A 10225-nucleotide genomic window follows, 5' to 3' on the forward strand; every position below is an offset into this window, starting at 1 on the left:
GACGGGCGCCGGCGCGAACGGCGTGCTGTGGGCCGGCGCGGCGGCCGTGGCGGTGTGCTGCGCCATTGCCTTCAGCGTGCCGGTGCGCGCCACGCGCGAGCCGCAGGCACAGGCGCAGTCCGGCACCTGGCATGCGCTGCGCGACGTGCCGCTGCTGGCCTTCATGGCGTTCGCGGGCGGCGTGTTCGAAGCCGGCCTGAGTGCCGTGAGCGCGGCGCATGCGGCGGGACTGGGCCTGAGCCTGAGCGCCGCCGCCAGCGTGGCCGGCGCCATCGGCGTCGGCAGCTTCCTGCTGCAGTACCCGGCGGGCTGGGCGGCGGATCATTTCCGGCTGGGCGCCATCTTTCGCGGCGCTTCGCTGCTGCTGCTGGTAGCGAGCGCGGCGCTGGCATTCGCCGTGAAGGCGCCATGGCTGCTGTGGTCTGTAGGCTGGATCTGGGGCGGCGTGGGCGGCGCGCTCTACACGCTCAGCATCATCCGCGTGGCCCACGTGTTCACCGACCGCCCGACGGCGGGCGGCACGGCGGCAGTGATCACCGGTTACACGGCAGGCGGCATGCTGGGGCCGCTGGCCAGCGGGGCAACGCTGGATGCGGGCGGCGTCGTTGCTTTGGCCGCGTTGCTCAGCATGCTCGCGCTCGCGGCACTGGCGGCAAGCCGCAGGGCAGCAGCACAGGCATCATCCGCCGCCTGATCTTTCGTTGAACCGGCTCCGCCGGGCCGCTTCGCCCCAATCAGCCACTCTGAAATCGTGCAGCGATTTCAGAGTGATTACTCTTTGGAGTGCGACTTGCCTTCGCGCTCGGCCTGCTCCAGCTCGCGCGCTTCCTGCTCGGAACGGGGCTTGGCCTTTTCGGCGTCCGAATTCACGTCGGCCTTGTCCAGGTAGTCCTTGATGTTCTTCTGGTAGTCGCGCGTCGCCTCGTAGCTGCCTTCGCCCATTTCCTGCTGGCCTTGCGGCTGGTCGCCCTGCTGCGCGGCGGGCTTGGATTGGAAATCGGTGGAGCCGGCCTGCTGCTGGCTCTGGCTGGTGCTGCGGGACGGTTGCTGTTGCTGCTGGGACTTGTCGGGCATGTCTGGCTCCTCTGCTGGTGTGGCATGCGAAGGCATGCCAATTCCTCAGCTTAAGGAGCGCGCTGGGCGCGGCATGTCGTCCGCGCCCAGACCCTGTTGTCGGCGCCAGCCTACGCCTGCAGGGCCGTCCACATGTCCTGGTCGCGCTCGGCCGTCCAGATGCGCGGGTTCTTGATGCCGCGCGCCTCGTCGAAGGCGCGGCTCACGTCGAACGGCAGGCAATGCTCGTAAATGAACACCTGGCCGAAGATCGGGTCCATCGACTTGCGCGTGTGCGCCATGGCCGCCTTCAGGTCCATGTTGGCGGCGGCCGCTTCCTTGCCGCAGCGGTACAGCGTTTCCACCCACAGCTGGGTGTAGTCCAGCGCGCGGTTCACGTCGGCGGCACCGCGCATGGCCTCGCCGCGGCCCGGGACGATGGCTTCGGCACCCAGGGCGCGCAATGCCTGCAGCGTGGCCGGCCATTCCTCCAGCTGCGCGTCGCCGGTGTAGACGCCGGCTTCGAACTCCACCAGGTCGCCGGAGAACAGCACCTTTTCCTCTTCCACCCAGGCGATGGTGTCGCCGCGCGTGTGGCCAGGGCCGGGCGACCAGATCTGCACCTTCACGCCGCCCAGGTCCACCACCAGCTTGCCGGGCGCCTCGCCGCGCATCGGGTCGCCGCCGGCGATCACCAGCGTGGGCCAAGTCAGGCCGGGCACCGATTCGGCATTGCGGAACAGGCGCGGGAAGCGCTCCATCTCCGACTGCATGTCTTCCTTGCCGCGCTCCACGATCAGTTCGTAGGTGCCCTGGCTGGCGATGATCTCGCTCGCGCCTTCGGCGAAGTAGGCGCTCGCGCCCAGCACACGCACCGCGTGGTAGTGCGTCAGCAGCACGTACTTGATCGGCTTGTCGCTCACCTCGCGGATGCGGGCGATCAGGTCGCGCGCCATCGCCGGCGTGGCGGTGCAGTCGCTGACCATGATGAATTTCTCGCCGATGATCACGCCGGAGTTCGGGTCGCCCTCCGCCGTGTACGCCCAGCAATGCGGCGAGAGTTGCTGGAAAGTGATCTTCTTGTCGGCCAGGTCGGCCTGGCTGGCGAAAGCTTTGCTCATGGACGCATCTCCTGCGGATCGGACAATCGCCAATTCTACCTATCGAAATCAATTACGCATTGTTGAATGGACCAATCAGCCCCCGCTCCAGCATGGCAATCACCTCCTCGGCGAAGGCTGCATAGCTCATCGGCCCGCCGGGGCGCAGCCAGGTGAAGGTCCAGTTGATCATGCCGAACAGCATCATGGTGATGGCCGCCTGGTTGCCCGGATTGAGCCGGCGCGGGTAGGCGCGGCGCAGAAAGCGCGTGACGGCCGACACGATGTCGCGCTGGCGGTCCAGGATCTGTTCGCGCTGGGTGTCGTTCAGGAACGCCGCGCCATGCAGCAGCGCGATGTGCCGGGTGGCCGAATGCTCGTATTCCGCGAGGAAAGTGCGCACCAGTTCGTGCAGCGCCGCGCGGTCGTCCATATTGCGCCGCTGCGCCGTGGCCTCCACCTGCCCGATCAGCGACAGCAGGCGCTGCGTGTAGCGCTCCAGCAGGTCGAACAGGATCGCTTCCTTGCTCTCGTAGTAGTGGTACAGCCGCGCCTTGGAGGTACCCACCGCCGCCGCGATGTCGTTCATGCTGGCCGCCGGGTAGCTGCGCTGGGCGAAGCACTGCGCGGCCGCGTCCAGGATCTGGTCGCGCCGCAGTTCGTGTTGGGAGGACTTGGGCCGCGCCATGGCCACGATTATCGCGGGCGCGGTGGTAAGGTCCGGCGCATGCCGCGCTCCGACGATTCCTTCGTTCGCTACTGCTGCGAACTGCTGGCCCCCGCCGTGGGTCCGTGCCTTGCCCGCCGCATGTTCGGAGGCTGGGGCATTTCCACCGGAGGCCTCACCTTCGCGCTGGTGGCGGACCTGGGCGCGGGCGAGACGCTGTGGCTGAAGGCCGACGACGCCACGCGCGGGCTATTCGAGGCGGCCGGCTGCGCCCGCTTCACCTATCCGATGCAGGGCGAAGCGCGCAGCATGGGCTACTACACGGCGCCCGCGGACGCGCTCGAATCGCCTCAGCTCATGGCGCAGTGGGCGCGGCCGGCCTTGGAATGCGCATTGAGGGCGCAATCGGCCAAACGCCCGCGCGGCGCCACCAGGGCCCAGGCCCAATGGACCACGCCACCGGCCAAACGCCCGACGGCCCCGGTTCCCAAGGCCAGCGCGGCGCGCAAGTCGGCCAAGGGCTGAAGCACCTCGGCCTGCACGTCGGCCGACGCGGCGTGCGCGGCGCCCGGCGCCGGCTCCCAGCTGAAATACGCCGGCCGGCGGTCGTCCCAGGCCTGCAGCACCAGCCGCTGGTTGGCATGCACCTGCATGGTGGTGCCGCTGCCGACGACGTGGTCGCCCAGGTCGTTGGCCGGCCCGCCGTGCGGCCCGTCGAAAGTGGCCCACACGCAGCCGTGCGCGACGCGCAGCGCGCCGTCCTGCGCGGGCTGCAGGCTGATCGCCCGGCCTGCGCCCAGCTTCCAGGTGCCCGGCAGCGAAGGAGCGGCAGCGGTGGCGGAAGAAGTCCGTGTCAGGGAATGGGCGGTCATTTGATTTCTCCAAATATGACGTTTTCGGAATGGAATGATCGGCGATGCACGCTTGGCAGTCCAATGAAATGCAGGTACTCTATTGATTCCGTATTCGCATCAATCAAACCCTGCCCGACACACCCCTGCCATCTTCATGCAGTACTCCCAGACCCATCTGCGCACGCGGCCGATCTCGGCCGGCCACCTGCGGGCCTTCGAGGCCGTGGCGCGGCACCTGAACTTTCGCGCCGCCGCCGAGGAAATGGCGCTCACCCAGTCGGCCGTGAGCCGGCAGATCCAGTCGCTGGAAGAAGAAGTCGGCGTGAGCCTGTTTTTGCGCCACACCCGCGCGGTGGAGCTCACCAGCGCGGGCGCGCAGCTGCTGACGGCGGTGTCGCAATCGCTGCCGCGCATCGACAACGCGGTGCGCCAGATCCGCCAGAGCGCCGGCCGGCGCGCGGTGTCGCTGACCACCTTCGCCTCGTTCGCATCGCTGTGGCTGATTCCGCGGCTGGAGCAATTCCAGCGCGACCACCCGGAGATCGACATCCGCATCGACGCGAGCGATGCCACGCTCGACCTGGACATCGCCGACGTGGACCTGGCGCTGCGCTACGGGCCGATGGCCACCATGCCGCCGCAGGCCATCCGCCTGTTCGGCGAGCAGCTGACGCCGGTGGCCAGCCCCTGGCTGCTGAAAAGCAGCCCACCGCTGAAGACGCCGGCCGACATGGTGCACTTCGCGGTCATCGAGGCGGGCGACGCGCACAGCTCGCACCTGGAGTGGCTGACCTGGCGGCGCTGGTTCGACGAACTCGGCCTGAGCAAGCTGCAGCCCAAGCGCTGGCTGTATTTCAACTACGCCTACCAGATGGTGCAGGCCGCGCTCACCGGCCAGGGCGTGGTGCTGGCGCGCCTGCCGCTCATCGCCGAGAGCCTGGCCAACGGCGACCTGATCGAGCCGCTGCCGCGCATGCGCATGGATTCGCCGATGGCCTACTGGCTGGTCGTCGGCCCGCGCAGCGGCCAGCGCCAGGAGATCCGCGAGTTCTGCGAATGGCTGATGCAGCAGAGCAAGATCACGCGGCAGAACGTGGGCGAGATCCCGGATCCTGAAACATTGACCGAGGTGGATTGATTCACTTCGCCGCTCGCGCAGCGATTTCAAAGTGAACTATCCGATCGGCCAAGCCACGCCCAGTTCGTTCAGGATGGCGTCGAGGTTGACGTCGTGGTCCTCGGGTTCCAGCTCCTCCAGGAAGCCGTTCGCGTATCCCAGCCCCACCGTGAAAGGCTTGGGCTTCAATTCCACCAGCGTGCGGTCGTAGAAGCCGCCGCCATAGCCCAGCCGGAAGCCGCCCGCGCCGTAGCCCACGCAGGGCACGAACAGAAGCGTGGGCACGATCACCTCGGTGTCCTTGGGCTTGGGGATGCTGTAGGCGTCCTCTTCCATCGGGCAGCCGGGGAACCAGGCGTGGAACTTCAAGGTCCCATGCACCTTGTCCACCACCGGCAGGCCGATGCGCCGCAGCTGCGTCTTGTCCAGCAGCTCGCCGTCTTCCTTCCAGCGGTGCAGGGCCGGCAATGGATCGAACTCGCCCTTGATCGGCCAATAGGCGCCGATCACGGTGTCGGAGCGGCCCACCAGCCAGATGCGCATGACACGCTGCAGCAGCTCGGCACGCTCGGCGCGGTCGGGCATGTTCAGCCGCTGCTCGACGAGAAGTTTGCGCAAGGCCCTTTTTTCTTCCGACCTGTCCATAATTCCCCGATGAAGTTGAGAACGATTTTGGCATTGATCGCGGTCGCGCTCACCGGCTGCGCCAAGGCCCAGCCGCGTGACGAGGTCATCCTGCAGATGAGCCAGGCCTTCCGGCAAGGCAACCGCCTGCAGCTCGCCCAGCTGCTGCCGCAGGCCCGCGGCCATGCGCTGGAACCCTGGGCCGCCTACTGGGAACTGCGTGCGCGGCTGGACACCGCCACCGCGCAGGAGGTGCAGGAGTTCCTGCTGCGCTACCCCGGCAGCTACCAGGAGGACCGGCTGCGCAACGACTGGCTGCTGCTGCTGGGCCAACGCCGCCAGTGGGACGCCTTCGCCGAAGAGTACCCACGCTTTCGCATGAACGACGACCGCGACGTGCGCTGCTACGCCCTCCTGGTGCAGTTCCTGCGCGACGGCCCGGCCACGCAGCCCGCGGTGGCCGAGGAAGTGCGGCGGCTGTGGCTCGCGCAGCGCGAAGCCGACGACGCCTGCACGCTGGCGGCCAGCCGCATGATCGGCCCGGGCATCGGCAGCCGCCTGCTCACGCAGGCCGACGCCTGGCGTAAGGCGCGCCAGGCCACCGAAGCCAACCGGCCGCGCGCCGCCGCCGCGGCGGTGGAGATCGTCGCGCCCGACGCCGTGGCCCAGTACAACGAAATGAACGCCGGCCCGGCCAGGTTCCTCGCTGGCGGCGTGGTGGCCGCCTCGCGCGCGCGCCGCGAGATCATCGGCCTGGCCCTCATCAAGCTGGCCACCACCGAGCCGGAGAGCGCCGCGCTCCAGCTGGACAGCAAATGGGGACCGCAGCTCAACGCCGAGGAGCGCGACTGGATCTGGGCCGCCATCGGCCGCCAAGCCGCGCAGCGCATGAGCAGCGACGCCGCCGGCTACTTCGCGAAGATCGAGCGAGACAGCCACCTGAGCGACGACCTGCTGGGCTGGAAGGTGCGCGCCGCGCTGCGCGCCAGCCCGCGCCCCGCCTGGCCGATGATCCTGCAGGCCGTCAACGCCATGAGCGACGAGGCCAAGCAGGAGCCCACCTGGATCTACTGGAAGGCGCGCGCCCTGCTCGCCACCGGCGGCGAGGCGCAGCGGCCGCAAGCGCAGCGCATGTTCATCTCCATCGCCTCGGCGCGCGGCTTCTACGAGCAGCTGGCGCTGGAGGAGCTGGGACAAAAGGTCACCGTGCCGGCCAAGCCGGCGCCGCCCAGCGACATCGAGACGCAGTCGGCGCGGCTCAACCCGATCCTCACGCGGGCGCTGTACGCCATCGCCATCGGCCTGCGCTCCGAAGGCGTGCGCGAGTGGAACTACGGCACCAACCTGTCCAAGCCGGGCGGCCTGACCGACCGCGAGCTGCTGGCCGCGGCGCGGTTCGCCTGCGAGCGCGAGGTGTGGGACCGCTGCATCAACACCAGCGAGCGCACCCGGGCGGAGTTCGACGCCGAGCAGCGCTTCCCCATGCCGTTCCGCGACAGCGTGGTGCGCCGCGCGACATCGATCGGGCTGGACCCGGCCTATGTGTACGGCCTGATCCGCCAGGAAAGCCGCTTCGTGATGGACGCGCGCTCCAGCGTGGGCGCCTCCGGGCTGATGCAGGTGATGCCGGCCACCGCCCGCTGGACGGCACGCAAGATCGGCCTGACCGCCTTCACGCCCGAACAGCTGGGCGAGCGCGAGACCAACATCGCCATCGGCACCGGTTACCTCAAGCTGGTACTGGACGATTTCGCCGGCTCGCAGCCGATGGCCGCCGCCGCCTACAACGCCGGCCCGAGCCGGCCGCGCGCCTGGCGCAACGGCCCGCCGATGGAAGGCGCGGCCTGGGCAGAAACGGTGCCCTTCAACGAGACGCGCGACTACGTGAAGAAGGTGGTGTCCAACGCCACCCTCTACTCCGCGATGCTCACCGGCCAGCCGCAGTCGCTGAAGGCGCGCATGGGCGCGGTCGGCCCGCGCGACGCCGCGCAGCCCGCGCCGAACGGCGAACTGCCTTGAGCGCATCGGCATCAATGGTCGCGTTGTTTTTCATCAATCGCCGGCCGGGGGGCCGCTAGCATCCGGGCACTTCAGAGGAACCCATGCTCGCTCTTTACATCGGCAACAAGAATTATTCGTCCTGGTCCATGCGCCCCTGGGTGCTGCTGAAACAGGCCGGCATCCCGTTCGAGGAACGCAAGGTGTCGTTCGAGGGCGGCTTCGGCGCCGACTCGGCATTCAAGGAGACCGTGCGCAAGATCAATCCCACCGGCCGCCTGCCCGTGCTGGTGGACGACGGCTTCACGGTGTGGGACACGCTGGCCATCGCGGAATACATCGCCGAGCGCTTTCCCCAGCACCGCATCTGGCCGCAGGACGCGAAGGCGCGCGCCCGCGCCCGCAGCGTCTGCGCCGAGATGCATGCGGGCTTCAGCGCGCTGCGCGGGGCCTGCGGCATGAACGTGGAAGCCAACCTCACGCAGGCCGGCGCGCTGATCTGGCGCGACAAGCCGGCCGTGCGCGGCGACGTGCAGCGCATCGTCGCCATGTGGACCGAGCTGCTGGAGCAGCACAAGGGCCCCATGCTGTTCGGCGAATTCAGCGCCGCCGACGCCTACTTCGCGCCGGTGTGCATCCGGCTGAAGAACTTCGGCCTGCCGGTGCCCGGCCACGTCACCGACTACATCCGCCGCGTCTGCGCGCTGCCCGGCGTGAAAGCCTGGATCGACGAGGCGCTGGCCGAAAAGCAGTTCCTGGACTTCGAGGAGCCGTACCGCACATGCCGCTGAAGCCCCGCTATTTCGGCGCCGTGATGAGCGCCATGGTCACGCCCTTCGACGCGCAAGGAAAACTCGACCTGGATGCCGCGCAGCGGCTCGCGCGCTGGCTGGCCGAACGGGGCAACGACGGGCTGGTGATCGCGGCCACCACCGGCGAAGGTGGCACGCTCAGCGACGCCGAGCGGCGCGACTTGGTGCGCGCGGTGAGCGAGGCCGTGACCATTCCCGTGGTGGCCGGCACCGGCAGCAACGACACGCGGCACAGCATCGAACTCACGCGCGAGGCAGAAGGCTTGGGCGCGGCCGGCGTGATCGTGGTGGCCCCCTACTACAGCCGCCCGCCGCAGGCCGGCATCGAGGCGCATTTCCGCGCGGTGGCCGCCGCCACGCGGCTGCCGGTGATGCTGTACGACGTGCCGCTGCGCACCGGGCGCCGCGTCGCCGAAGACGTGCTGCTGCGCCTGTTCCGCGAGGTGCCCAACATCCTCGCCTTCAAGGACGCCACGGCCGACCCGCCGGCCGCCGCCGCGCTGGTGGCGCAGGCCGGCGCCCATTTCGACCTGTATTCCGGCGACGACACCTACACCCTTCCGCTGCTGGCGATGGGCGCCGTCGGCGTGGTGGGCACCACCACGCACTGGACCGGCCCGCAGTTCCAGCGAATGATCGCCGCCTTCCAGCGCGGCGACGTCGACGGCGCGCGCGCCATCCAGGCGCGGCTGATCGAATCCTTCCGCTTCGTCAACAGCGACGAAGCGGTGTTCTCGATGGCGATCAAGGCGATGCTGCGCACGCTGGACATGCCGGTGGGCGACTGCCGGCTGCCACTGCCGCCCGCGCTGGCAGGCGTGGAGGAGCGGGCCCGCGCGGTGTGGGACAAGCTGAACACCGCTGGTTAGGGATTTAGCAACGCTAAACTCGCTGGATGCAAGCCTTCATCGTCGGCGGTGCGGTGCGCGATGCGCTGCTGGGCCTGCCAGTCCACGACCGCGACTGGGTGGTGGTGGGCGCCACGCCGCAGGACATGATCGACGCCGGCTTCCTGCCGGTCGGCCGCGACTTCCCGGTGTTCCTGCACCCCGAAACACGCGACGCTTATGCGCTGGCGCGCACCGAGCGCAAGACCGCGCGCGGCTACCACGGCTTCAGCTTCCACGCCGCGCCCGACGTCACGCTCGAAGAGGACCTGGCCCGGCGCGACTTGACCATCAACGCCATGGCGCGCGACGACGCGGGCGCCATCACCGACCCGTTCGGCGGCCAGGCCGACCTGCGGGCGCGGCTGCTGCGCCACGTGACCGATGCGTTTCGCGAAGACCCGGTGCGCATCCTGCGGGTGGCGCGCTTCGCCGCGCGCTACACCGAGTTCAGCGTCGCGCCCGACACCGTGCAGCTGATGCGCGACATGGTGGCCGACGGCGAGGTCGATGCGCTGGTGCCCGAGCGGGTGTGGCAGGAACTGGCGCGCGGCCTGGTGGAGGCGCGGCCCTCGCGCATGTTCGACGTGCTGCGCGCCTGCGGCGCGCTGGCGCGGCTGCTGCCCGAAGTCGACCGGCTGTGGGGCGTGCCGCAGCCAGCCGCGCACCACCCCGAGGTGGACACCGGCGTGCACCTGATGATGGTGCTGGACATGGCGGCGCGGCTGGAGGCGCCGCTGCCGGTGCGCTTCGCCTGCCTGATGCACGACCTGGGCAAGGGCACCACGCTCGAAGACATCCTGCCCCGGCACCTGGGCCATGAAGACCGCAGCGTGGCGCTGGCGCGCGAGGTGTGCGAGCGCCTGCGCGTGCCGGTGGATTGCCGCGAGCTGGCCGAGGTGGTGGCGCGCGAGCACGGCAACGTGCACCGCAGCGGCGAATTCGGCCCGGCGGCGGTGGTGCGCCTGCTGGAGCGCTGCGACGCGCTGCGCAAGCCGCAGCGTTTCGAGCAGGTGCTGCTGGCCTGCGAATGCGATGCGCGCGGGCGGCTCGGCCTGGAGGAGCGGCCCTACCCGCAGCGCGAGCGGCTGATGCAGGCGCTGCGGGCCGCGC

The 10225-nt window shown here is 69.4% G+C and carries 11 protein-coding genes and 1 pseudogene; 7 read left to right on the forward strand and 5 right to left on the reverse strand.

The window, feature by feature from the left end; translation table 11 throughout:
- The coding region (locus H0U68_RS24185) for a hypothetical protein (RefSeq protein ID WP_296359568.1) at nt 1-694 on the forward strand (694 nt) is incomplete at its 5' end.
- Between the two features lie 77 nt (nt 695-771).
- On the opposite strand, the gene H0U68_RS24190 is transcribed toward H0U68_RS24185, so the two are convergent.
- From H0U68_RS24190 to H0U68_RS24200, 3 genes are all read right to left on the reverse strand, one after another.
- Nucleotides 772-1074 (reverse strand): hypothetical protein, encoded by a 303-nt coding sequence (locus H0U68_RS24190; protein ID WP_296359570.1) that lies wholly within the window; start codon nt 1072-1074, stop codon nt 772-774.
- A 110-nt stretch (nt 1075-1184) separates the two neighbouring features.
- Complete coding sequence (locus H0U68_RS24195) at nt 1185-2174, reverse strand: MBL fold metallo-hydrolase (RefSeq protein ID WP_296359571.1); 990 nt, start codon at nt 2172-2174, stop codon at nt 1185-1187.
- 52 nt (nt 2175-2226) lie between these two features.
- The gene (locus tag H0U68_RS24200; protein ID WP_296359573.1) at nt 2227-2841 is read right to left on the reverse strand and encodes a TetR/AcrR family transcriptional regulator; all 615 of its coding nucleotides are present in this window, start codon (nt 2839-2841) and stop codon (nt 2227-2229) included.
- Nucleotides 2842-2961: 120 nt separating this feature from the next.
- Between H0U68_RS24200 and H0U68_RS24205 the strand changes: the two are divergent.
- Nucleotides 2962-3153 (forward strand): annotated as a pseudogene (locus H0U68_RS24205) (TfoX/Sxy family protein); the annotation flags it as partial.
- Nucleotides 3154-3170: 17 nt separating this feature from the next.
- On the opposite strand, the gene H0U68_RS24210 reads toward H0U68_RS24205, so the two are convergent.
- The gene (locus H0U68_RS24210; RefSeq protein ID WP_296359575.1) at nt 3171-3692 is read right to left on the reverse strand and encodes a DUF2917 domain-containing protein; all 522 of its coding nucleotides are present in this window, start codon (nt 3690-3692) and stop codon (nt 3171-3173) included.
- 136 nt (nt 3693-3828) lie between these two features.
- Here H0U68_RS24210 and H0U68_RS24215 point away from each other — a divergent pair, with 136 nt between their 5' ends.
- On the forward strand, nt 3829-4812 hold the full coding sequence (locus H0U68_RS24215; protein WP_296359577.1) for a LysR substrate-binding domain-containing protein: 984 nt from the start codon (nt 3829-3831) through the stop codon (nt 4810-4812).
- Between the two features lie 36 nt (nt 4813-4848).
- On the opposite strand, the gene H0U68_RS24220 is transcribed toward H0U68_RS24215, so the two are convergent.
- Complete coding sequence (locus H0U68_RS24220; protein WP_296359579.1) at nt 4849-5436, reverse strand: 5-formyltetrahydrofolate cyclo-ligase; 588 nt, start codon at nt 5434-5436, stop codon at nt 4849-4851.
- A gap of 9 nt (nt 5437-5445) precedes the next feature.
- Here H0U68_RS24220 and H0U68_RS24225 point away from each other — a divergent pair, with 9 nt between their 5' ends.
- From H0U68_RS24225 to H0U68_RS24240, 4 genes are all read left to right on the forward strand, one after another.
- Entirely contained in the window at nt 5446-7434 is a 1989-nt protein-coding gene (locus H0U68_RS24225) for a lytic transglycosylase domain-containing protein (protein WP_296359580.1), read from the forward strand.
- Nucleotides 7435-7517: 83 nt separating this feature from the next.
- Nucleotides 7518-8204 carry a glutathione S-transferase family protein gene (locus tag H0U68_RS24230; protein ID WP_296359582.1) on the forward strand — a complete coding sequence of 229 codons (687 nt, stop codon included), beginning with the start codon at nt 7518-7520 and terminating at the stop codon, nt 8202-8204.
- Nucleotides 8195-9094: a 4-hydroxy-tetrahydrodipicolinate synthase gene (dapA, locus tag H0U68_RS24235; RefSeq protein ID WP_296359585.1), complete on the forward strand. Its 900-nt coding sequence runs from the start codon at nt 8195-8197 to the stop codon at nt 9092-9094. Before H0U68_RS24230 ends, dapA begins: the two co-directional genes overlap by 10 nt.
- Nucleotides 9095-9120: 26 nt before the next feature.
- Nucleotides 9121-10225 (forward strand): multifunctional CCA addition/repair protein (locus tag H0U68_RS24240; protein WP_296359586.1); only part of this gene is annotated, 1105 nt, incomplete at its 3' end.

It is taken from the genome of Ramlibacter sp. (genome assembly GCF_013697775.1).
GTDB lineage: Bacteria > Pseudomonadota > Gammaproteobacteria > Burkholderiales > Burkholderiaceae_C > Ramlibacter.

Coding starts and splice junctions, on each gene's coding strand:
- H0U68_RS24190 (WP_296359570.1), bottom strand. CDS start 1,074: ATGCCCGACAAGTCCCAGCAGCAACAGCAACCGTCCCGCAGCACCAGC.
- H0U68_RS24200 (WP_296359573.1), bottom strand. CDS start 2,841: ATGGCGCGGCCCAAGTCCTCCCAACACGAACTGCGGCGCGACCAGATC.
- H0U68_RS24220 (WP_296359579.1), bottom strand. CDS start 5,436: ATGGACAGGTCGGAAGAAAAAAGGGCCTTGCGCAAACTTCTCGTCGAG.
- H0U68_RS24230 (WP_296359582.1), top strand. CDS start 7,518: ATGCTCGCTCTTTACATCGGCAACAAGAATTATTCGTCCTGGTCCATG.
- H0U68_RS24210 (WP_296359575.1), bottom strand. CDS start 3,692: ATGACCGCCCATTCCCTGACACGGACTTCTTCCGCCACCGCTGCCGCT.
- H0U68_RS24225 (WP_296359580.1), top strand. CDS start 5,446: ATGAAGTTGAGAACGATTTTGGCATTGATCGCGGTCGCGCTCACCGGC.
- H0U68_RS24215 (WP_296359577.1), top strand. CDS start 3,829: ATGCAGTACTCCCAGACCCATCTGCGCACGCGGCCGATCTCGGCCGGC.
- dapA (WP_296359585.1), top strand. CDS start 8,195: ATGCCGCTGAAGCCCCGCTATTTCGGCGCCGTGATGAGCGCCATGGTC.
- H0U68_RS24195 (WP_296359571.1), bottom strand. CDS start 2,174: ATGAGCAAAGCTTTCGCCAGCCAGGCCGACCTGGCCGACAAGAAGATC.